The organism is Inhella gelatinilytica, assembly GCF_016093295.1.
Classification (GTDB): Bacteria; Pseudomonadota; Gammaproteobacteria; order Burkholderiales; family Burkholderiaceae_C; genus Inhella; species Inhella gelatinilytica.
Map to the genome: position 1 here is coordinate 116,507 of NZ_JAEDAL010000002.1, position 22,516 is coordinate 139,022.

19 protein-coding genes are annotated in these 22,516 nt (G+C 66.5%); 11 read left to right on the forward strand and 8 right to left on the reverse strand.

Annotation, left to right across the window (positions count from 1 at the left end; genetic code table 11):
* The first annotated feature begins 43 nt into the window (after positions 1–43).
* Together I7X43_RS05420 and I7X43_RS05425 are read left to right on the forward strand one after the other, a co-directional pair.
* Complete coding sequence (locus I7X43_RS05420) at positions 44–1,681, forward strand: phosphoethanolamine transferase (RefSeq protein ID WP_198099910.1); 1,638 nt, start codon at positions 44–46, stop codon at positions 1,679–1,681.
* A complete protein-coding gene (locus I7X43_RS05425; RefSeq protein WP_198099911.1) occupies positions 1,678–2,379 on the forward strand; it encodes a phosphatase PAP2 family protein in 702 nt (233 codons plus the stop codon). Before I7X43_RS05420 ends, I7X43_RS05425 begins: the two co-directional genes overlap by 4 nt.
* Positions 2,380–2,394: 15 nt before the next feature.
* On the opposite strand, the gene I7X43_RS05430 is transcribed toward I7X43_RS05425, so the two are convergent.
* Positions 2,395–2,592, reverse strand: coding sequence for a hypothetical protein (locus I7X43_RS05430; protein WP_198099912.1), 198 nt, complete (start codon positions 2,590–2,592; stop codon positions 2,395–2,397).
* A gap of 81 nt (positions 2,593–2,673) precedes the next feature.
* Positions 2,674–3,846: a hypothetical protein gene (locus I7X43_RS05435; RefSeq protein ID WP_198099913.1), complete on the reverse strand. Its 1,173-nt coding sequence runs from the start codon at positions 3,844–3,846 to the stop codon at positions 2,674–2,676.
* Positions 3,847–4,018: 172 nt separating this feature from the next.
* On the opposite strand from I7X43_RS05435, the gene I7X43_RS05440 reads away from it, so the two are divergent.
* The 5 genes from I7X43_RS05440 to I7X43_RS05460 are packed head-to-tail and all read left to right on the forward strand — an operon-like array spanning position 4,019 to position 8,940.
* Entirely contained in the window at positions 4,019–4,297 is a 279-nt protein-coding gene (locus tag I7X43_RS05440) for a chaperone NapD (RefSeq protein WP_198099914.1), read from the forward strand.
* Positions 4,278–6,815 carry a nitrate reductase catalytic subunit NapA gene (gene napA / locus I7X43_RS05445; protein WP_198100359.1) on the forward strand — a complete coding sequence of 846 codons (2,538 nt, stop codon included), beginning with the start codon at positions 4,278–4,280 and terminating at the stop codon, positions 6,813–6,815. The genes I7X43_RS05440 and napA overlap by 20 nt, the downstream gene beginning before the upstream one ends.
* Positions 6,816–6,828: 13 nt before the next feature.
* Entirely contained in the window at positions 6,829–7,644 is an 816-nt protein-coding gene (gene napG, locus I7X43_RS05450; protein ID WP_310737525.1) for a ferredoxin-type protein NapG, read from the forward strand.
* Complete coding sequence (gene napH / locus I7X43_RS05455; RefSeq protein WP_198099915.1) at positions 7,641–8,480, forward strand: quinol dehydrogenase ferredoxin subunit NapH; 840 nt, start codon at positions 7,641–7,643, stop codon at positions 8,478–8,480. Before napG ends, napH begins: the two co-directional genes overlap by 4 nt.
* Before the next feature lie 19 nt (positions 8,481–8,499).
* Entirely contained in the window at positions 8,500–8,940 is a 441-nt protein-coding gene (locus I7X43_RS05460; RefSeq protein WP_198099916.1) for a nitrate reductase cytochrome c-type subunit, read from the forward strand.
* Positions 8,941–8,990: 50 nt separating this feature from the next.
* On the opposite strand, the gene I7X43_RS05465 is transcribed toward I7X43_RS05460, so the two are convergent.
* From I7X43_RS05465 to nosZ, 6 genes are all read right to left on the reverse strand, one after another.
* Positions 8,991–9,509 carry a nitrous oxide reductase accessory protein NosL gene (locus I7X43_RS05465; RefSeq protein ID WP_198099917.1) on the reverse strand — a complete coding sequence of 173 codons (519 nt, stop codon included), beginning with the start codon at positions 9,507–9,509 and terminating at the stop codon, positions 8,991–8,993.
* Complete coding sequence (locus I7X43_RS05470) at positions 9,506–10,327, reverse strand: ABC transporter permease (protein ID WP_198099918.1); 822 nt, start codon at positions 10,325–10,327, stop codon at positions 9,506–9,508. Before I7X43_RS05470 ends, I7X43_RS05465 begins: the two co-directional genes overlap by 4 nt.
* Complete coding sequence (locus I7X43_RS05475; protein ID WP_198099919.1) at positions 10,324–11,232, reverse strand: ABC transporter ATP-binding protein; 909 nt, start codon at positions 11,230–11,232, stop codon at positions 10,324–10,326. The genes I7X43_RS05470 and I7X43_RS05475 overlap by 4 nt, the downstream gene beginning before the upstream one ends.
* 22 nt (positions 11,233–11,254) lie before the next feature.
* Positions 11,255–12,499 (reverse strand): nitrous oxide reductase family maturation protein NosD, encoded by a 1,245-nt coding sequence (locus I7X43_RS05480; protein WP_246480245.1) that lies wholly within the window; start codon positions 12,497–12,499, stop codon positions 11,255–11,257.
* Between the two features lie 65 nt (positions 12,500–12,564).
* Complete coding sequence (locus I7X43_RS05485) at positions 12,565–15,150, reverse strand: 4Fe-4S binding protein (RefSeq protein WP_198099921.1); 2,586 nt, start codon at positions 15,148–15,150, stop codon at positions 12,565–12,567.
* A 236-nt stretch (positions 15,151–15,386) separates the two neighbouring features.
* Positions 15,387–17,312 (reverse strand): TAT-dependent nitrous-oxide reductase, encoded by a 1,926-nt coding sequence (nosZ, locus tag I7X43_RS05490; protein WP_198099922.1) that lies wholly within the window; start codon positions 17,310–17,312, stop codon positions 15,387–15,389.
* 216 nt (positions 17,313–17,528) lie between these two features.
* Between nosZ and I7X43_RS05495 the strand changes: the two genes are divergently transcribed.
* The 4 genes from I7X43_RS05495 to I7X43_RS05510 all read left to right on the forward strand — a co-directional run bounded on the left by I7X43_RS05495 (position 17,529) and on the right by I7X43_RS05510 (position 22,516).
* Positions 17,529–17,921: a c-type cytochrome gene (locus I7X43_RS05495; protein ID WP_198099923.1), complete on the forward strand. Its 393-nt coding sequence runs from the start codon at positions 17,529–17,531 to the stop codon at positions 17,919–17,921.
* A gap of 4 nt (positions 17,922–17,925) precedes the next feature.
* Positions 17,926–18,915, forward strand: coding sequence for an FAD:protein FMN transferase (locus I7X43_RS05500; protein ID WP_198099924.1), 990 nt, complete (start codon positions 17,926–17,928; stop codon positions 18,913–18,915).
* Between the two features lie 66 nt (positions 18,916–18,981).
* Positions 18,982–19,905 carry a histone deacetylase family protein gene (locus I7X43_RS05505; protein WP_198099925.1) on the forward strand — a complete coding sequence of 308 codons (924 nt, stop codon included), beginning with the start codon at positions 18,982–18,984 and terminating at the stop codon, positions 19,903–19,905.
* A 10-nt stretch (positions 19,906–19,915) separates the two neighbouring features.
* Positions 19,916–22,516 (forward strand): bifunctional acetate--CoA ligase family protein/GNAT family N-acetyltransferase, encoded by a 2,601-nt coding sequence (locus I7X43_RS05510; protein WP_198099926.1) that lies wholly within the window; start codon positions 19,916–19,918, stop codon positions 22,514–22,516.

The following is a 22,516-nucleotide window of genomic DNA, read 5'->3' on the forward strand; positions in this document are numbered from 1 at the left end:
CTCTTAAGACTCCGGCAAGCGCGCTGAGATCTAATCGTCGCCCATGTTTGATCGGCTCCTCTCGTTCCGTCGCTGGGCGCGCCCTACGCTCTCGCCCGAAGCCCTTTTGCTGGTGGTCGCGCTGGCTTGGGCCCTGTTGTTCAACCGCCCAGTGCTGGCGGCCCTGCGGCAGGAGTTGGAGGCGGGCTGGGGCCTGCAGGCCGCCGTGGTGGCCCTGCTGGCGGCCATCCACTACCTGCTCGTGGCCCCGCTGTTGGGGGTGCGCTGGACCCAAGCGCTGCTGGCGCTGCTGACCGTCGTGGCGGCCTGCAGCAGCCACTACACGCACAACCTCGGCGTGGTGCTGGACCCGGCCATGATGCGCAACGTGCTGCAGACCGAGTGGCAGGAGGCGCGCGAGTTGATTGGCTGGGGCCTGTTGCGCCAGCTCTTGTGGGCCTTGCCCATCCTGCTGGTGCTGGCCTGGGTGCGGGTTGAGGGCCCCGCTCACGCCTCCTTCTGGCGTCTGGCTTGGCGCCGCATGGCCTTGTGGGGCGTGGCCCTGGGCGTGGCCGTGGCCTTGCTGCTGGCGATGTTCCAACCGCTCTCGTCCCTGATGCGCAACCAAAAAGGCTTGCGCTACCAGATGCTGCCGGTGGCGCCGCTGTACTCCATGCCGCGCAGCGTCTGGAAAGGCCTGCAGGAAGCCCGCAAGCCCCGCGAGCCGATCGGGGAGGACGCGCAGGCGGGCCCGGCGCCCGCGCGGCCGCGCCTCTTGGTCTGGGTGGTCGGTGAAACCGTGCGCGCCGCCAACTGGGGCCGGTACCTGCTGCCCGAGGGCGGCGAGCGGGTGACTGCGCCCCAAACCCAGGCGCAGGCGGAGTGGGTGTACTTCCCGGTCATGAAGACCTGCGGCACGGACACCGAAACCTCGCTGCCCTGCATGTTTGCCCCCGTGGGCCGCAGCGACTACGACGAGGACCGCATCCGCACGCAGCAGTCGCTGCTGCACGTGCTGGCCCGCGCGGGCGTGCAAGTGGACTGGTGGGATGCGCAATCGGGTTGCAAGGGCGTGTGCGAAGGCCTGCCCGAGCGCCGCATCGAGTGCAAAAAGGGTGGCTGCGATGCCCAGCTCTTTGCCGGCTTGCCCGAGAAGATCGCCGCTGTGCGCCAGGCCGGGTCTGGTACGCACCTGCTGGTGCTGCACATGCTGGGCAACCACGGCCCGTCCTACTACCGGCGCTATGGGCCGGAGCACGCTGTTTTCCAGCCCGAGTGCCGCAGCGACGACCTGGGGCGCTGCAGCCGCGAGGCCATCCGCAATGCCTACGACAACGCGCTGCACGCCACCGATGCGCTGCTGGCGCAGGCCTTGAAGCAATTGCAAGTGGCGCAGACCGACATGGACGTGGCCCTGTGGTTCACGCCGGACCACGGGGAATCGCTGGGGGAGAAAGGCCTGTATCTGCATGGCCTGCCCTACGCTTTTGCGCCCGCCGAACAGACCGATGTGCCCTGGCTGATGTGGGTGGGCGAGGGGTGGCGTCGGTCGCGCGGCTGGGCGGAGCTCTGTCTTCAAACGCTGCCCAGCCGCTTGCGGCCCGATCATGAACACCTGTTCCATACGGCGCTAACGCTGTTGGATGTGAGGACCCGTCTTTATCAGCCGCGCTGGGACGCCCTGGCAGCCTGCGCACCATGAAGTCGGTTGCGCGCACCCGGGTGGCGTGGGCCTTGCTGCTGGCGTTGCCCCTGATCGGCCTGTGGGATGCCTTGCGGTTGGACGCGCTGACCACCCCTTGGTGGGCCGACGCGAACGGCTTTGCCGCGCGACATGCGTTTTGGGCTGAAGGCTTGCTGCACAACGGCATTCGTGGCGTGATGGGGTTGGCGGTGGTCGCGATCCTGGTGCTGGTGGTTCGTCCGCATCGTGCTGGCCCGACGCGCAGCGAACTGTTGGTGGGGTTGGGCGCAGCGCTGGCCGTTTCCGCTTTGGTGAATTTCATGAAGGCCCACAGCCTGACCAGTTGCCCTTGGGACCTGGCGGAATTCGGGGGGCAGGCTGAATGGGTCTCTCATTGGGCCTGGGGCCGGGCCGATGGCGGGCCGGGTCATTGCTTTCCCAGCGGACACGCGGGCGGTGCCTTTGCGCTGTGGGGGCTGTGTTGGCCGTGGTGGCGCCACCAGCGCCGCTGGGCCCTGGTGGCATTTGGGGTGGTTGCCGGGCTGGGCGTGATGGGGTCACTGGGTCAGTGGGCCCGCGGAGCCCACCATCTCAGCCACAGTTTTTGGGCGGCCTGGATTAGTGCGGCGGGTCTGTGGGGCTTGTCCCTTGCACGAGCCTTTTGGCTGTGGCACCAACGCCCCAACACAGCCACCGACACCTGGTCGGCGGCTTGAGCTGCAGTCGGGCGTTCAGCGCTGAATCGTGACCGGCGGCAGTTTGGGGGTTGGATCTTTTTGTGCCTGAACTTGAACGGGGGCAAGCTGCACGGGGACTTCAGGCTCCGGCGCAACCGCCGGCTCGAAGGTCAAAACCATGAACAGGCTGATCAAGGTCAGTGCAATCATGGTGCCCATGGTCAGGGCGTCGGAAATGCGGGGCAGGTTCATGGCAGCCTCCTCATTGATGCCCGAAAACCACCGGGCCTGGGGCAATAGTGCGCCAAGGCAGGTGGAAATGCCAGCGGTTTTTTAGAGCCCAGGGTCCACGCCGAGACCTTGAAATTCGTCCCCGTGGAGGAACGGCGGACCGGCGGGCAGCGTCCAGGGGGTTTCGGCCAGCGCCGGCCCGCCACTCGCGCTGTGGCAGGTCAACCAGGCCTGTTCGGCCTGGCGCCAGAGCACCAGCACCAGGTCTCCGACGGCCCGCGCCGTGACGAGCTGTGCGCCCGCCCGCGCAATGGGCGCCCGGCCGGCACGTTCGGGCCAGGCCTGCAAGCGGTCCTCGTCGGCCCGCCACAGCAATTCACGGTCGGCTTGGCCCACCAGGCCCCGGGCAGGCCGCGGGCATTGCACCCAGGTTGCCGCGTCGTCCAGCCCCACGACCTCAAATCCCGTTGGGGTGAGGTGGGCCCAGGCGGCCTGACCTTGCCAGGTGCACCAAGTGCTGAGGCCCCAGGCGTGAACCGCCCGGCGCGGCCGCAAGGGGCGGCGGGCATCCAGGTTGACGATCAGGGCTTCGCCCGCACGGGTTCGGGCCAGCACATGAAAGTGCTGGGGATGGACGGCCAAGGCCGTTAGCCCCGTGGGCATGGGCATGGGGCGCAAGCCCAGGTGGCCCCGGGTGGGCACGCCCTCGCCAAACTGAAAGTCGTGCACCGTGCCGGTGTAGAAGTCTTCGGCCTGGGGGTCCAGGTAGATTTCCCACAAGGCCTCGACCCCTTGCGGTGCCAGCACAAAACTGCGCCGCACGGGGTGGGCCGCCGCCACCACACCCTGGGCGGGGCAAGGGTAGTGGGCGACCCATCGCTGCGCCGTTGTGGACCACAGGTGGAGGCGCAGGCCGTCGCTCGTCAAAACCTGCTCGCCGGTGGCACTGACGCACACGAGGGACAGCGGGCGATCCCCCGGCGCGGCGGGAACGCGCTGGGCTTCGGTGCCGGCGAGGCCCCATTGGGTTAACCGACCGGCGTCGATGCCCCACAAGCCCGTGGGGCTGGCGCGCCACGGGCCCGCCATCGCCAGGCGCCGGACTGGCGTCAGGTCGGGCAGGCTCAGTTCGACTGCGCCCTGGCGGTCGCGCCACCACACCGAGGGTCGTGGCACCGGGGCTGGCGGGGCGGGGCGGGCGAGGCCGGGTACGGCGAGGGGCAGGCTGCCCAAGCCCCCTGCGGCCTGACAGAACTGGCGACGGTTCAGTGACATGCTGCCAGTGTGCGGGGTGGGCAAGGCCGGCTCCTTGAAGTCCATCAAGCCGCGGGCTTGTTGCCCGATGGCGACGGGCGCTCTCGAACCTGACGCAAGTCAAGGAAATGAAATAGCCCTAAGCGCCAAATGGGATTGCTGCGTTGCAGCAGATGGTTTCAAGGGATCGCCCATGCAAATTGCCAGCCTGATCGTGGAGGCGCTGCCGGCCGAGTTGGCCGCAGTACAGGCCCGATTGATCGAAATCCCGGGCGTGGAGGTTCATGCCACCGCCCCTGAAGGGCGCCTGATCGTGACCGTGGAGTCCGATGACGGCGCCGGAGCCGAAACCCACGACCGCGTGCGCACCCTGCCTGGGGTGCTGAACGTGGCGTTGGTCTTTAACCAATTTGAAGCTGAACCTGACGAGGAGGTCGTCCATGTCCAAGACCTTGGCGCTGTCGCGCCGTGAAGTGATCAAGATCCACGCGGCGGCCTCGGCCGCCTCGGTGGCCGGAATGACGCTGCCGCACGCGGCAACGGCTGCGACCACGCCCGATGGCCTGCGCTGGGACAAGGCGGTGTGCCGCTACTGCGGCACTGGCTGCGGAGTGCTGGTGGGCGTGAAGGACGGCAAGGTCGTGGCGACGCAGGGCGACCCGGATGCGCCGGTCAACAAGGGCCTGAATTGCGTCAAGGGCTACTTCCTGGCCAAGATCCCCTACGGCCAAGACCGCTTGACCACGCCCTTGCTGCGCATGAAGGACGGCCGCTATGACAAGAACGGTGAGTTCCAGCCCATCAGCTGGAAACAGGCCTTCGACATCATGGAAGAGAAGTGCAAGGCCGCCCTCAAGGCCAAGGGCCCGACGGCGGTGGGCATGTTCGGCTCGGGCCAGTGGACCATCTGGGAAGGCTATGCCGCCAACAAGCTGATGAAGGCGGGCCTGCGCTCCAACAACATCGACCCCAATGCGCGCCACTGCATGGCCTCTGCGGTGTTTGGTTTCATTCGCAGCTTCGGCGCCGATGAACCCATGGGCGTGTACGACGACGCCGAGCATGCCGATGCCTTCGTGCTCTGGGGCAGCAACATGGCCGAGATGCACCCCATCTTGTGGAGCCGCATCACCAACCGCCGCCTGACGGCACCGCATGTGAAGGTGCATGTGCTGTCCACGTTCACGCACCGCTCCTGCGAGGTGGCGGATGCCGAGCTGATCTTCAAACCCCACACCGACCTGGCCATCCTCAACTACATCTGCAACCACATCATCCAGTCGGGCGCGGTGAACGAGGACTTCGTCAAGAAGCACGTCAACTTCCACAAGGGTGTGACGGACATTGGTTTTGGCCTGCGCCCGAACCACCCGCTGGAGCAAGTGGCCGGGAACAACGGCTACGCGGGCGCCGATGGCAAGCCCAAGGGCAACCCGATGGCCAGCAGCCCGATCAGCTTTGACGAGTTCAAGCAGTTTGTATCGACCTACACGCTGGAGTACACGGCGCAACTCAGTGGTGTGCCCAAGGACAAGCTCGAAGCCCTGGCCCAGCTCTACGCCGACCCCAAGACCAAGGTCACGAGCTACTGGACCATGGGTTTCAACCAGCACACGCGGGGCACCTGGGTCAACAACATGATCTACAACGTCCACCTGCTGGTGGGCAAGATCAGCGAGCCGGGCAACAGCCCCTTCAGCCTGACCGGCCAGCCCAGCGCCTGCGGCACCGCGCGCGAGGTGGGCACCTTCGCCCACCGCCTGCCGGCGGACATGCTGATTGCCAACCCGCAGCACCGCGAGGTGGCCGAGAAGATTTGGAACGTGCCGGCCGGCACGCTGCGTGGCGAGGTGGGCTTCCACGCCGTGCAGCAAGACCGCATGCTCAAGGACGGGGTGCTGAACTTCTACTGGACCACCACCACCAACAACATGCAGGCCGGCCCCAACATCAATGGGGAACGCTACCCGGGCTTCCGCGACCCGCGCAATTTCATCGTCGTCTCGGACGCCTACCCGACGGTGACCGCCATGGCGGGCGACTTGATCCTGCCCTCGGCCATGTGGGTGGAGAAGGAAGGGGCCTTCGGCAACGCCGAGCGGCGCGGCCAGTTCTGGCGCCAGCAGATCAAGGCGCCGGGCGAGGCCAAGAGCGACCTCTGGCAATACCTGGAGTTCGCCAAGCGCTTCACGACCGATGAGGTCTGGCCGGCCGAGTTGCTGACCAAGTCTCCCCAATACAAGGGCAAAACCCTGTACGACGTGCTGTTTGCCAACGGCGAGGTCAACAAGTACCCGAAGGCCGACGCGGCCAAGGTCAACGCTCACGCCTGGAGCGGGTACAGCAACGACGAGACCGATTTCTACGGCTACTACGTGCAAAAGGGCCTGTTCGAGGAGTACCGCAAGTTCGGTTTGGGCAAAGGCAAGGACCTGGGCGAGTTCGACGCCTATCACAAGGTGCGTGGCCTGCGCTGGCCCGTGGTGGGCGGCAAGGAAACCCTGTGGCGCTACCGCGAGGGCTATGACCCCTATGTGAAGGCCGGAGAGGGCCTGCGTTTTTACGGCAAGCCCGATGGCAAGGCGGTGATCTTCGCGCTGCCTTACCAGGACCCGCCCGAGAAGCCCGACGCCGAGTACGACCTGTGGCTGTGCACCGGCCGCGTGCTGGAGCATTGGCACACCGGCACCATGACGCGCCGCGTGCCCGAGCTGTACCGGGCCTTCCCCGACGCGGTGGTCTGGATGCACCCCAAGGACGCCGAGAAGCGCGGGCTCAAGCACGGCGATGCGGTCAAGGTCGCTTCGCGCCGCGGGGAAATTCAGCTGCGCGTGCACACCCGCGGCCGCAACAAGGTGCCCGAGGGCCTGATCTTCGTGCCCTTCTTTGACGAGCACCGCCTGGTCAACAAGCTCACGTTGGACGCCACCTGCCCGATCTCGAAAGAGACGGACTTCAAGAAGTGCGCGGCCAAGGTGGTCAAGGCTTGATCGGGAAAAAACCGTGACCGAACCCCGCAGCCCCGAGCAACTGGCGCGTCGCCGCTGGATGCAAGACACCGCCCGCCTGGCTTGTGGCGCGGGTTTGGTGGGCGGGCTGCTGGGCTTGCAGGCCAAGCAGGCGCGGGCCCTGCCGCCGCAGGCCTTGCGCCCGCCGGGCGCTTTGCCCGAGGCGGAGTTTCAATCGGCTTGCGTGCGCTGCGGCCTGTGCGTGCGCGCCTGCCCCTACAAGACCTTGCGGCTGGCCACGCTGGATGAGAGCGTGCCCGTGGGCACGCCGGTGTTCACGGCGCGCGAGATCCCCTGCGAAATGTGTGAGGACGTGCCCTGCGCACGCGCCTGCCCCACGGGCGCACTCAATCGCGACATCGAGCGCATTCAGGACGCCCGCATGGGCTTGGCGGTATTGATCGACGGCGAGCATTGCCTCAATCACTTGGGTCTGCGCTGTGACATTTGCTACCGCGTCTGCCCGCTGATCGACCAGGCCATCACGCTGGAGGAGCACAGCAACCGCCGCACGGGCAAACACGCGGTGTTCACGCCCACCGTGCATGCCGAGGCCTGCACCGGTTGCGGCAAGTGCGAGCAGGCCTGTCCGCTGCCCGTGCCCACCATCAAAGTGCTGCCCATTGCCTTGGCCCAAGGGGCGGCTTCGCCCCACTACCGCCTGGGCTGGGAAGAGAAGAAGAAGGCGGGCGGCAGCTTGGCCGCCCCCGAACCCGAACACCAGTACCACCTGCCCGACGGGGCGTCGCAGCCGGGTTCGCCTGCCGCCAGCGCGCCGGTGCTGAAGGCGTTCAAGGGGGATCGGCTATGACCTCACGCGTCCTGACCACGGGCTGGCGCGGACAGCGCTTCTTGTTGGCGCGTCGGGCGGTCCAGATCAGCGTGCTGCTGCTCTTTCTGGCCGGTCCTTGGTGGGGCATCACTTGGCTGCAAGGCAATTTGAGCGCCAGCCAGGTACTGCACACCGTGCCGCTGACCGACCCCTTTGTGTGGCTGCAAACGCTGATGGCGGGCCACGCCCCGCAGGCGCAAGCCGCGCTGGGCGCCGCCATCGTGCTGGTGTTTTATGCGGTGGTGGGCGGACGCAGCTACTGCGCGTGGGTGTGCCCCGTCAACGCCGTCACCGACAGCGCCGCCTGGTTGCGTGAGCGCTGGGGCTGGCGCACCGGCGTGCGGTTGCCGCGTCGGGCGCGCTGGGCTTTGCTCGCGCTGGCCCTGGGGTTGCCTGTGCTGCTGGGCACGGTGGTGTGGGAACTGGTGAACCCGGTTTCGATGCTGCAGCGCGGCTTGCTCTTTGGCCTGGGCCTGGGTTGGGCCGTGGTGGTGGCGGTGTTCTTGGCGGACCTGCTTCTGGTGCCTCGCGCTTGGTGCGGCCACCTGTGTCCGCACGGGGCGTTCTACAGCCTGCTGGGGCGCCGCAGCCTGCTGCGCGTGCGCGCCCAGCGGCGCGAGGACTGCGACGACTGCGGGGACTGCTACCGCGTGTGTCCGGAACCTCAAATTTTGAAACCGGTGCTCAAGGGCGAGGGCTCGCGCTTGATCGACACCGGGCAGTGCAGCAACTGTGGGCGGTGCATCGACCGCTGTCCGCAGGATGTGTTTGAAATGGGCTGGCGCGGCACGGGCCGTGTGGGCCCCAACCCTTGAAGACACGAAAGGACGAATCATGAAGAACCTGCCCATGCGCTGGATGCTGGTGGCGGCTGCGGTGGCGGCGGTCTATGGATGCGCGCAGTTCGCCGGAGTCTCCACCCTGCGCGGCAGCAACGCCGACACCGTGGACGTGGCCCCCAACGACAAGACCTATGTCGGCAAACGCCCCGGCGGCGGCCAGGAGCGGATCGCGCGCAGCTACAAAGAGCAGCCGCCGCTGATCCCCCATGCCATCGACAACTTCGACGAGATCACGGTCAGCGACAACCAATGCATGGACTGCCACAGCCCCAGCAGCGCGGCCGCCAAGAAAGCGCCGGCGGTACCGCAAAGCCACGTGGACGCCACCGGCAACAAGGGCCTGAACATGGCGCGCTACCAGTGCAACTCGTGTCACGTGCCGCAGGTGGACGCCAAGCCGCTGGTGGAGAACCGCTTCGAAGGCCGGAAGTAAAGAAGAGGGCCCGCGCCGCGCGGGCCTTCCCTTCCGTCTGCAGGCCGGTTTTACATCCGGCTGTCGTGCAGCGCACCGCCGCTGAGATCGGCCAGGTCGGCGGTCAGTTGGCTGAAGGGCAAGATCTTGCCGCCCCACGCTTTGACGAAGCCTTCGGCGGCGGCCGCCTCCGCAAAAGTGGCCAGTGTGGGCCCCATGCTGCCGTGGCGCTTGCTGCCATGGACAAAGAAGGCCGTCTTGGCGTCGATCCAGTGGCCCACGGGTCGATCCCAATCGGCTTTCCCCATGTCTTGCACATAGGCGGCCTTGAGGGGGCGAACCTGCTCGGGCTTGAGCAAGAGGCTCACCATTTCCACCGTGTCGCACAGGAAGACGGGTTTGGGGTCGTCAGCGTAATGGAGCTGGGCCTTGGGGCCCGCGTAGTCGGCCAGCAGCATGCCGTCCAGATCGCAAGCGGTGGCGGGATTGACCTCTTGCGGGCCCTGGCGGCCTTTGTCGCTCTCGCGGGTGCAGGCGGTCAGCCAGGGTAGGGCGGCGCAGGCCAAGCAGTGGCGGCGGCTGATTTTCATGGTTTGAACTTCCAGAGGGCCAGGAGCAGCGGCGCAACGATCCAGGCCAGCAGGGCGCTGCCCATGATCCACGGGCTGGCCAATTGAGGGGGCATCAGCGTGCCCAGACCGGTCAGCCCTGCGACCTGATCGAGGGTGAAGACGTTGGCGATCCGGAAAACGTCCGCCGGATTGAGCAGCAGGAGCCACGCAAAACGGTCCCCGCTCAAGCCGGGAATCTGTCCGCCCGTGCCCACCAAGAGTCCGAGCAGGGCCAGGTCGAACACCAGCGCGAAGCCGAACCACAGCATGATGGCCAGGCCTGACGCCCGGGTGCGCTCACGGCTCAAGACGGAGAGCAGCAGCGCGAGGCTCAAAAAGCTCAGGCCCATCAGCGTGGCGGTGACCACAAAGCCGCCGTAATGCAGTAGCGTGGCGCTGGCACCAAATTGACGCCACAGCAGTCCGCCCACCAGGGCGAAGCCGCCCAAGGTTGACAAGGTCAACGCCGCGGCCAACCCCAGGTACTTGCCCATCAGCAACTGCCCGCGGCTGATGGGGTGAGTGAGCAGGAGCTCCAGCGAGCCGCGCTCGCGTTCGCCCACGATGGTGTCAAAGCCCATCAACAGAGCGATCAGCGGCAGCAGGTAAATCACCAAGCTGACCAGCGAGGTGATGGTGGTGGCGAGCGATTGCGGCCCCAGTTGGCCTTGCTGCGCCCCGCCAAAGTAAGTGATGAGCAGCGAAAAGGCGGTGAACACCAGCGCAATGGCCAACACCCAGCGGTTGCGCAGGCGCTCACGCAGCTCTTTGCTGGCCAGGGTCAAGGTCGGGTTCATGCGGCCACTCCGAAGTAAAGGTCCTCCAGCGAGGGCTCATGGATTTGCAGGTCGGCGAGCTGGCTGGCCAGCGGCGCCAGGCGGGCCAGCACCTCCATCTTGTGCACGCGCTCGCAGCGCAGGTGCAGACCGGCTCCGTCCTGCTGCGCGGTGGCGCAATCGCCCACGGCGGTTTGAGCGGCGGCCAACACGCTGGGCTCGCCCCACAGGCTGACGGTGAGCGGCAGGGCCAGAGCCTCGCGCAGCTCTTGCACACTGCCTTGGGCCACGATGCGCCCGCTGGCCAGGATGGCCAGCCGGTCCACGCGCTGCTGCAACTCGGCCAAGATGTGCGAGGTGATGATCACCGTCACGCCCTGGCGGCGCAGGCCATCCAGCAGCTCATAGAACTCGCGAATGGCTTGGGGGTCCAGGCCGTTGGTGGGCTCGTCCAGGAACAACACTTGGGGCGTCCCGAGCAAGGCTTGGGCCAGCCCCAACCGTTGCCGCATGCCCTTGGAATAGGTGCGCACGGGCCGCCCGGCAGCGGCGGACAGACCGACGCGCGCCAGCAAGGGTTCGATTTGGGAGGCGTCGGCGCGTTTGAGCTGGGCAAAGAAGGTCAGGGTCTCGACGGCGTTGAGGTTGTCGTACAGCGCCAGCTGCTCGGGCAAGTAGCCAATGCGCGCACGGGCCGCCTGCCAGGCGGGGCTGCCCACGGCGCAGCCAGCCACCTGCACCTCGCCCGCGTCGGCGGGTGTGAGGCCCAGCATGATGCGAAAGAGCGTGCTCTTGCCCGCGCCGTTGTGGCCGATCAGTCCGAACAGTTCGCCGCGCGGCACCGTAAGGTCCACGCCATCCACGGCCACCAGCGGTCCGAAGGCCTTGCGCACGCCTTGGAGGGCGATGGGTGCCCTGGCGGTCATCGGGCGGTTCGCGGCGACCGCGTTAATTGCTGAAGTGGCGTCCAAGCCATTCCTTCCAGTTTGAAGCGGGGGGCTGCATGCGCGGGTGGGCGTCCACCACGGAGGGCGCGCGCAGCACCGGAAATTGTTGGGACACCACGCGCAGCGACTGCACGGCCGGGCTGCCCATCAGGAGGCGCAGACTGGGGTGGCGCCAGGAGAGGCGGTCCACCAGGTCGTTGGCCTCGTAAGGCAGGTCGCCCACGCCGTCGCCGTCGCGGTCCCACCCGAGGTAGTTGCTGAAGTGGTTGCCCTCGCCCTTGGCGCCGCCCCAGCGCTCGTCACGCGTGCCGACGTATTTCACCGGTTCGCGGTTGGCGATGAAGGCATTGCCCTGCACGGTGTTGCGAGTGGAGAGCGCGGCCAGATGCACACCAATTTGGTTGTCGATCACCCAATTGTTTTTGAGCGTGGCGTACTCCACGTCGTAGATGAACAGCCCGCGCGCGTTGCCGGCAATGATGTTGTTTTCTATGACCGAGTCGGTCAGGGTTCGCAACATGATGCCGTGGTCGCTGTTGCCCCAGGTCTTGTTGTGGCGCACCACGTTGTCCCGCACTTCCATCAGGGCCAGGCCGCCCCGGTTGTAATAGCTCTCGTTGCCCTCCCAGAGGTTGCGATAGCTGTTCATGTAGTGCGTGCCATAGCGGCTGTGGTGCAGCTTGTTGCCCCGGAAGATGGCGTCGTGCGAGACGTCGACGTACAGCGCGTCGCGCACAAAGCTGATCTCGTTGTTCAGGATGCGGGCGCCGCGCGTGTTGTAGAGCTGAATGCCATTGCCGCGCTGTGAGGAGTTGTAGTCGCGCTTGCCGGTGATGGTGTTGCCCTCGACGGTGACGTCGTTGGCCCGTTCGATCCACAGGCCAAACAGGTTGTAGGAGAGGCCGCAGCGGCGCACCACCACCCGATGAGCGCCGGGGGCAACCCAGATGCCGGCGTTTTGGTCGACCAGAGAATCGCCGGAATTGGTGACGAGCAGGCCTTCCACCACCGCCTCGGACGCAGCGATCTTGAGCGTGTGTCCTTTGAGACCCCCACTCAGGGTGGGGCGTTCCAGCCCTCTGAGGGTGAGGCGCTTGGGAATGACGAAATTGCCCTCGTAGCGCCCCCGCGCCACTTCGACCACATCGCCGTCCGCGGCGCGGTCCAGCACCGCCTGAAGATCTTGCCCGGGTTGCACCCGCCAGGTGGTGGCTTGCGCGCCGCCAGACCCCAAGGCCGCGAGCAGCCCAGCGAACCCTGTGGCTCGGAGGTTTCGGCTGAATCGCGCCCAGCAGCGCGCCGAGGGGGGCTTCACGGCAGCAGGCGGCCCAGGGCCTGCAGACCCAGATACAGCACCGCACCAATCAGCAAATTTTTGAATCCCACGTAAGCCACCATGTCCATCCATCCAGCTTGGCGATAGTGCGCTTTCCACCACGGCCCGTCCTTGACGAAGCTCATGCCTTGCTTACGCAGCAGCACTTCGTACACCGACCAACCGATCCACCACCCCACGACGGCGGCAGCCGAGAGCCGGCTGTTCCAGGCCAAGACCCAGGCCAGCGTGGCGGCTACGGCCAGGCCGATGCCGGCAACTTGCCACGCCTTGGCCGTGCGCCAGCCCTTGGCGCTCCAGGGAAAGAGGTGGTGACGCGCCTCCGCCAGCAGCCAGGCCAGGCTGCGCTCGCGCGCCAAGTGCGGCGGCGCCACAGGCGGGGTGGCGGCGCGCGGGTCGCGCTCCGGCGCAATCGTGGAAGCAGTGGTCGCAACCGGAATGATTGGAATGAAATACCCCTGACGGTCGATGGCCGTCAGCGGCTGGCCGTCGCGTTCGCGCTGCTTGCGCTCCTTGGCCAGCGGCGGGCAGGCATGGGTATCGGTGTAGAGCACCATGCAATCCAGGCAGTGCAGGCACTCGCGGTGGTCGATGCGGCCGGCGGGGTCAATCGCCAGCGAGCCGCAGCCTTTGGCGCAGGCCTTGCAGGTGTTGCACTCGGCCTTGCGTCGGAGCCCGAACCAGCGGAAGGTGGAGGGCAGGGCCAGCGAAGCGCCCAGCGGGCAGAGGTACTTGCAGTACGGGCGCTCGACGATCAGCGCCACGCCCAGAATGGCCGCGACAAAGAGGCCATAGGGCCAGCTGCGGTTGAGCACGCCCACCAGGAAGGTGGTCTTGAAGGGCTCGATCTCCGCCAGCACCTCGGCCGTGGTCATGGACACCAGCGACACGCCAAAGAGGCCAAAGAAGATCCAGTACTTCAGGTTCTTCAGCTTGTCATGCAGCGGTTTGGGCAGGTTGCGTTGCAGCTTCTTGAGGCCCAGCAGACCCGCCAGCTTGTACAAGCCCTCTTGCAGCGAACCAAAGGGGCAGAGCCAGCCGCAAAACAACCCGCGACCCCAGATGAAGGTCGTGAGGATGATGAAGACCCAGAAGCAGAAGATGAAGGGGTCGGAGAGGAAGAGCTCCCACTGCCACTGGAACAAGAGGGAGTGGAACCAGGTCAGCACCTGGGTGATGGAGGGCTGGGCCAACACGCCAAAGCCCACAAAGAAGATGGACAGGGCCCAGGCCGTGTACTTGAAGCCGTTGACGGGCCACTTGTTCTTGTGGGTCGAGAGGCGCGTCAGGCGCTCGCGCTGCCAGTACACCACCGCCGTGGCCAGCAGCAGCACGATGAAGCCGGCCAGGGCGAGCGGGCGCGCGGCCCACACCTTCTTCCAGGTGTGACCTTCGTCCACCGCCGGGCGGCCGCCGTCCAGACGCTCATCGGCCAGCCAATAGGGCTGCTCAAAGTTGGCAAAGCTGCGCTGGCCGGTGGCCCGGTCCACGCGGTTGCCCAGGAAGTTCAGCTTCCAGGGGTGGGCGGCAGAGTAGGCCTTGGAGCGCAGGATGAAGATCGCAGCCTCGGTGTAGGTCGGGCTGCCAGCGGCTTCCAGGGAATACAGGTTCAGGTAATCGGTGTCGCGGAACGTGAAGAGGTCGCGGCCTTGCTTGATCTGGATGCGGTCGTAAATGCCGCCGCGCACAAAACCCGAGCCTTTGAAGCTCTCCTGACCGGCGGTGCGGATGATGAAGAGCGCGTGTTCGTGCGGCTGCAAGCGGCTGCGCAGGCTCTCCCAATTGGTTTTGCCGAGCAGGGCTTGACCGATTTCCGGGTGGTCCAGGTTGCCGAACCACAGTTCAATGAAGGGCTCGGGCCCAGGGGGCAAGCCCACTTGCTGGGGCGTGACGGTCAGGCGCTGCACGGCGCCTTCGGCCACCAGGTCGGCCCAACGGGGCAACTTGCCGGCCAGCTTGAAGCGGGCGGGCTCGCGCACCGTGGGCGGCAGGATGCCCACTTGCGCAGCCACGGCTTGGCCCGAGGTGGTGATGACTTGGTTCTGGGCAATCACCGTGACGGTGGCGCCGGAGATTGCGTCCAGGTGCGTGGCGTTGCCACCGCCGCCTCCGACCTCCAGTGTTTCGCTGACGGCGTGGCCCTTGTATTGGTCGTGAAACTGTGTGAGCGCCGACTCGGGGATGCCCAAGAGCAGGATGGGCTCCGAGTGCTTGAGCACCTTGAAGCCGACAAACCGGCCGACCTTGTCCATGCCAATCAGCGTCACCACCGGCTTGCCGGAGTAGGCCGGCGTATCGGTGATGTCGGTGGAGAGCATCACATAGCCCAGCAACTGATCCTGCGCGTCGAAGGCCTCGACATAGGGCGGCTGCCCCTTGCGAGCGGAAAAACGCGTGGCGCCCGGAAACACGGCGGCGCAGTCCACGCGCTCGCACAGATTCGGGTGGCTGGCCAAATCGTCCGGCAGCTTGGCCTCATAGGCTTGGCCACGGGCCGTGCCCGTCAGAAGAAAAAACGCGGCCACCAGGGCCGCGAGGAAGTGCATTACCGGCATCGTCATTCAGCTCGTGTTCCGGGCTCGAGTCGGTTCACAAGCCCTCCCATCTCATCTTGGCGTTGAGAAGCGCCTCGGGGCTCAAGCGGCCGCCGCGGAACTGGCTTTGCCAGGCCGCCAGCGGCGCCCCATGAGGGGGCCGAGGCAGGACACAAAGGGCCCAGTGGGCCATTTGTGCCAGCCGAGGGGTTGAGCCACTGGCTCAACCTGGCCCGTAGGGCGCCGAAGGCGCTTCGGGGGGGTCAAGCTTCGACAATCATGCGCGTCCGCATTTCCAGGTGCAGCGCGTGGCAGAAGTGCGTGCAATAGCACCAGTACACGCCAGGGTCCCCAGCCGTGAACGTCACCGACGCGGTTTCCTGCGGGTTGACGATGAAGTTCACGTTGTGGCCCGGGATGGCGAAGCCGTGCGTCAAATCCTGCACCTTGTCCAGGTTGGTCAGGATCAGGGTGACTTCGTCGCCCTTCTTGACCTTGAACTCGGTGAGGCCGAAGGCCGGCGCCACCGAGGCGATCTTGACCGTGACCTTTTTGCCGTTGCGCGTGACGCCGCTGTCCTTGACGTCCTTCACCGCATGCGGGAAGTCGTCGAGGTTGTAGACCATCTTGGGCTTGAGCAGGTCGCGCTTGAAGAACACGAAGTCATGCGGCTCGCCGCGCACCGGGTGGTCGCCCAACAGCGCCATTTTTTCGCCCGAGATGTCGATCAACTGCTCGTTCTCGGGGTGCAGCGGGCCGACCGGCAGGAAGCGGTCTTTGGCGAACTTGCAACCCACGGCCAGGAACTTGCCGTCGGCAGCTTTGGTCTCCGACTGCGACGCGTTGATGTGGCCCGGCTGGTAGTGCACGTCGATGCGGTCCACCACGTACTTGGCCGCCTTGTCGCCCTTGTGGAAGGCGATGGCTTTGTCCACGTTCCATTTGACGACTTGGCTGTCCAGGAACAGCGTGGTGTAGGCGTTGCCGCGGCCATCAAAGGCGGTGTGCAAGGGGCCCAAGCCCAGTTCGACTTCGGCGGCGATGGCGCCGTCCAGTTTTTCCAGCTTGCCGTCGAAGTAGTCCAGCACCTTGGACAGTTCGATCACCGTGGCGGTGGGCGAGAGCTTGCCGGCGCAGATGAAGTACTTGCCGTCCGGGCTGGCGTTCACGCCGTGCGGGTTCTTCGGCACACTGACATAGGCCGCCAGGGCGGTCTTGGCATCCTTGTTGGCTTCACGGGTGGCATCCACCACCGGCACCTTGGAGCTGCCAATGGTCTTGAACTTGCCGGCCTTGACGGCTTCTTCAATGCGGGCGATGTTGAAGAACACGCAGGCATCGCGCTCGGCCGACATCATGTCCGCGAACTTGGCACCCATCTCGGTGTTGTACTGGTTGGTCGCGGCCAGCTTGCCGTCGTAGCTGGTGGCCACGAGGTCGCAGTTGCCGTCGATCAGGGCCTGCCAGCGCACATCCATGGTCTCGGCGTCCACACAGGTGAACAGCGAGCGGTACTGCTTCTCGTCTTCCACGCCGGCGTTGGGCAGCGGGATGCTGAACTCACCCCCGCAGAACACGCGGGTCGTGTAGTTGATCTTCGGGTCGACCGGGTCGGCCTTGTCCGGGAAGATGCCGTGGAAACCTTGCACATTGGGCAGCATGGTGATCTTGTCGCAGACGAAGTAGTCCAGGCGGATGCGCGCCACGCGGCTGTTGATCTTGTCGTTGACCCAGGCGTAGCGGCCGTCGTAGTTGCCGTCCTTGTAGGACAGGTGCACGTGGTGCGTGTCGCCCACGGTGTAGCGCAGCGAGCCATCCGCCTTCGTGCCCATGATCTTCTTGGACTCGTTGGTGTGGCCCCAACCCACCAGCGCATCGGGCACGAAGCAGGGGATGCGCAGGATTTCGCGCCCGCTGGGGATGCCCAGCACCCGCACGTCCCCCGTGTGGCCGCCGCTCCAGAACCCGTAGTAGCTGTCCAGTTCACCCGGCTTCAGGTGCGAGGCATTGGCGCCGCCGCCCGCGTGGGCCAGCGGAGCCGAAGCCGGTGCCGCGCCCGTGCCCGCGGATTTGTCACCGCAAGCCGCCAAACCTGCGGTCAGGCCGACCAACGCCGTGGTGTTGAAGAAACGACGACGGCCGAGTTCCGGTTGAGCCTCGGGGGTCGTGTCAAGGATTTTGTCCGTCATGGTTCTCACCTAGGTTGTGTTTGAAGGCTCTGTACAGGAAGAGCCTGGGCAGAGACGGGGTGCATCCTTCGCTTCTTTTGGGTTTGCCGCTTTGACTTAATTCAAGCAATTGGCCGATGCCATCCCAATTGATGAAGCTGCGGTTTTCTTGATGCATTCGGTGTGCTGTAGGCGGGCCCCCTCCCAAAATGAATCGAACTGTTTTTGGAGCTTCGAATGCAAAAAACCGTCCTCACCCTGGGTCTGTGTGTGTTGGCGCTCGCCGCCTGTGGCAAGAAGGAGGTGCCGCCCGCCGCGCTGCCGACGCCGGGGGCTGCAACCCCCAGCGCTGAGCCCGCAGCGGCTGGGGCTCAGAACGATTTGGGCAAGGGCGTGTATGCCAAGACCTGCGCCATGTGCCACAGCGCCGGCGTGGCCGGAGCTCCCAAGCCGGGTGACAAGGCCGACTGGGGCCCGCGCATCGCCCAGGGCATGGACGTCGTTTACAAGCACGCGATCGAGGGGTTCACCGGTGGCAAGGGCATGATGCCCCCGCGCGGCGGCGGCACGGCGTTGACCGATGAACAGGTCAAAGCCGCGGTGGATTTCATGGTCAATCAGTCCAAGTAAGCCCATGACGCCCACTTTGACGCGTCGCGCCTTCGCCGGCGTTTCGGTGCTGCTTGCGCCGGGTTGGGCCCAGGCCACCAGCGAGTTGCAACGGGAGACGCGGGCCCTCATGGGGACCCACGTGCGGGTGTTGGTGCCGGGGCGGCGCGACGACGTGGCCCCGGCGTTGGCGGACTGTTGGTTCCAGATGCAACGCCTGGAGGCCCTGCTCAGCCGCTACCGGCCGGACAACCCGGTGGCGGCCTTGGCGCGAGCTGCAGGGCGTGCACCGGTTACGGTACCCGTCGAGTTGCTTGCCGTGTTGCGTGCGGCGCGTGAGCGTGCCGAGCAAACGGACGGCGCGTTTGACGTGACGGTCGGGGCCTACCGGGACTGGCACTTCGAGGCGGGGGCCACGACCAATGTGCCGAGCGCCCGGCGCTTGGCGCAGCAGCGGCCTGCGGTGGATTGGCGGGCGATCGAAATCGACGGCTCGCAGGTGCTGCTGAACCGTGCGGGCATGCGGTTGGATTTGGGGGGCATTGCCAAGCTGCCCGTTTTGGCCGCGGGCCTGCAAGCGCTGCGCCGCCATGGCGTGCGCGATGCGCTGGTGGATGGCGGGGGCGACATCGGGGCCATGGGGCGGTTGGATGGGCGCGCGTGGCGCGTGGGCCTGCGCGACCCGATGGCGCCGCAGCAGTTGCTGGGGGCGGTGAGCCTGGAAGACGGCTGGATCGCATCGTCGGGTGACTATGAGCGCAGCTTTGTGCGGGACGGCCGCCGCTACCACCACGTGTTGAACCCCCGCACGGGCTGGCCGACCGAAGGGGTGCGTGGTTTGAGCCTGTTGGCGGCCGACTACCGGGTCCTTAATGGCTTGGGGGCCGCCCTGATGGTGGGGGGCGGGGAGCGCACGGGCTGGCTGTCTTCGACCCCGGTCGACGGTGTCATCGTGCACGCGGAGGGTCGTCGCTGGCAAAGTGCCGGACTCGCCGCGCGCTGGGCGACCGGCTGAGGGCGCGCGACGTCAGGCTCGCGCAATGGAGGCATGGTGAGATTCTTCGCCTGAAGGGAGAACGACATGCTGACGGCGTACCTGACCCATCCCGATTGCGAGCGGCATCAAATGGGCCCCGACCATCCCGAGTGCCCAGAGCGACTGGCAGTGCTCAACGATCACCTGCTCATCAAGGGGCTCTTGGACTGCATGCAGGCGGAAGAGGCGCCGGAAGTGACCGATGAGCAACTGCTGCGGGTGCACTGCGGGCTGTGGTTGGCCCAGCTTCAGGCGCTGAGCCCTGCCAGCGGCTACGCCCGGCTGGATGCCGACACCCTGGTCAACGCCTACACCCTGCGGGCGGCTCGGCGCGCGGCGGGTGCAGCGGTGCGGGCCGTGGACTTGGTAATGAGCGGCCAGGCGCCCAATGCCTTCTGCGCGGTGCGCCCCCCCGGCCACCATGCCAAGCGCAGTACTGGGGGGGGCTTTTGCTTCTTCAATAACGCCGCCGTGGGCGTGGCCCATGCTTTGGCCGTTCATGGCGTGCAACGCGTGGCCTTGGTCGACTTTGATGTGCACCATGGCGATGGCAGCGAAGACATCTGGGCCGGGGACGACCGGGTGCTGCTGTGTTCCAGTTATCAGCACGACCTCTACCCCTTCCGCGACGCCGCGCCGCCCGCGTCCAATGTTGTGCTCGCGCCCCTGCCAGCACGCAGCGGAGGAGGCGCCATGCGGGAAGCCGTCAGCCAGCACTGGCTTCCCGCGCTGCAGCGGTTTGAGCCTGAACTCCTCGTGATCTCGGCGGGGTTTGATGCCCACCGCGAGGACGACATGGGCAACCTGGGTTGGAGTGAAAGCGATTACCAATGGGTCACCGAACAACTGCTGCAGCAGGCCCGCGCCTCCGCGCGGGGCCGCATCGTCTCTTGTCTGGAGGGGGGCTATTCGCTCTCAGCGTTGGCGCGCAGCGCCGGGGCTCACGTGCGCGTGCTCGTCGAGGCCTGAGGAGCCCGGCATGAATGCGCACCCCCTGAGTGCCCTGCTGGCCCCCCGCTCTGTGGTCGTGTTGACGGGGCCCGAGGGGCAGCGCACGGCCGAAGCCGAGCAATTGCTGGCGCAGCTGAGCGCCCAGCCCTTTCAAGGGCCCTGTGCGATCTTGGATGCGCACGTGCGGGGCAGCCTGGCGGACTTGGCGCAATCGCGGGCGGACTTGGCGATCCTGGCCCTCCCTGAATCCGAGTGGCTCTCCGGGGTGGAACTGGCCAGTCGCATCGGTTGTCGCGCGGCACTAATCGTGGGCTCCGGTGTCTCCGCCGACCGGGCGGTGGCGCTGCAGCGCCTGGCGCGTCGCGAAGGATTGTTGTTGGCCGGGCCAAATGGCAGCGGGCTCATGACGCCCCGTCTGGGCCTGAATGCGAGTTTGATGGGCCCCTTGGTGCCGGCTGGGGGCTTGGCGGTTCTCTCTCAGTCGGGTTCGCTCACGGCGGCGTTGCTGGATGGCACGCGCACCAGCGGGGTGGGCTTCTCAACGGTGGTGGCCTTGGGGCCGCATCCGGGGGTGGATTTGGCGGCGCTGCTGCTGTACCTGGCGGTGGACCCGCACACGCACAGCATCGTGGTGCATCTGGAAGGCCTGACGCAAGCGCGGCCGTTCATGAGCGCCTTGCGCTTGGCGGCGCACGCCAAGCCCGTCGTGGTTCTCAAGACCGGTCGCCGCGAGGAAGGGCGCAGCGTGGCACAGACACACAGCCAAGCACTGGCGGGGCATGACGACGTGTTCGATGCCGCCCTGCGTCGGGCCGGTGCCGTGCGGGTGAACGCATCGGCCGAGTTGTTGGCCGTGGCGAAGTGTTTGGGTGTGCTGGGGCGTGGAAGCCGACCGGTCCAAAAAGGCTTGGCGTTGGTGAGCAACGGGGGCGGGCCGGCCGTGCTCGCGGCGGACTGGGCCGAGCGGGTGGGCCTGGCGGTCACGGCGGTGCAGGACCTCTCACGAGGCGGCACACCGGGAGCCTATACCGCGGCCGTTCTCGCGGCGCAATCTCGCGCCGATACCGACGCGGTTTTGGTGCTGCACGCTCCGTTGCTGGACAGCCCGGGAGCGGATTGCGCCCAGGCACTCTTGGACCTCAAGCCGGAACTCAGCAAGCCCGTCTTGGCCTGCTGGATGGGCGAAGGGGTGGCGGCTGAGGCCCGCACCCGCCTGGGGGCGGCGGGGATTCCCTGTTTTCGCACGCCGGAGGCCGCTGTGGGGGCGCTGGCCCATGTGGCGGCCTACCACCGGCATCAGCACCTGCTCCAACAGACGCCGTCGCCACTTTCCCCGCTGCCGCCGCCGGATCTGGAAGGCGCACGCCTGCTCATTGACACGGCCTTGGCCCAACGCCGCAGTGTGCTCAGCGAAGTGGAGAGCAAAGCCCTGCTGGCCGCGTTCCGCATTCCCGTGACTGGCACCCTGAGGGCGCGCAGCGCGCACGATGCCATGCTCATTGCCACGCAACTGGGGTTCCCTGTGGCGTTGAAGATCGACAGCGATTCGCTGCCCCACAAGACCGAGGTCAACGGGGTGATGCTGGACCTGCGTGATGCCCGCGCGGTGCATGCGGGCTATGACCGACTGCTCGAGCAGGTCAGAAGGGCCCTGCCGGGTGTGGTGGATTTGGGGGTGACTGTGCAGCCCATGGCGGGCAAGTCTCGGGCGCGGGAGTTGCACGTGGGCTTGATTCACGAACCCTCGTTTGGTCCGGTGGTGGTGTTTGGGGCTGGGGGCACCCAAGTGGAATGGATTCGCGACTGCGCCATGGAGTTGCCGCCGCTCAATCGCTTCTTGGCCCGCCAACTGATGATGCGCACCCGCACTGCCGTGACGCTGGACGCCTGGCGCGGCGCCCCTGCCGTGCAATGGGAAGCCCTGGAAGCCTTGTTGTTGCGCGTGTCGGAGATGGCGTGTGAGTTACCGCAGTTGCGGGAGATGGACATCAACCCGGTGCTCGCGGATGAGCATGGGGTCGTGGCTGTGGATGCACGCATCGTGCTGGCCGCCGAAGCCCCGGCCACCGTGACCCCCTCCTATGCCCACTTGGCGATTCGCCCTTACCCCGCCCACCTGGCGCACCCGCTGGCCCTGCGCGATGGGCGTATCTGCCAGGTCCGGCCCATCCAACCAGACGATGCAGAACGGCTGCAGGCCTTGGTGGCAAGCCTCTCGCCCGAGAGTCGCTACAACCGTTTTGCCGCCACGCTCACCGAACTGCCGCCGCGCCTGCTGGCTCAGTTCACCTTGATCGACTACGAACGCGAGATGGCCTTGCTGGCGCTGTATCGCGAGGCGCCGGATCAGCCCGAACGCATCGCGGCTGTGGCCCGCTACACCAGCCAACCCGACGGTGAGAGTGCCGAGTTCTCACTGCTGGTGGCCGACGGGTTTGCTGGCCAGGGTTTGGGGTCCCGCATGATGGAGTCCCTCTTTGTTGCGGCGCGGGAGCAGGGCTTGCAGCGCCTGGATGGGTTGGTCTTGAAAGCCAATACCGCCATGCTGCGCTTGGTTAGAGGACTGGGCTTCAGCATCGAGCCCTGCAGTGAAGAGCCGGACTTCCGCTTGGTTCGCAAGCCGCTCTGA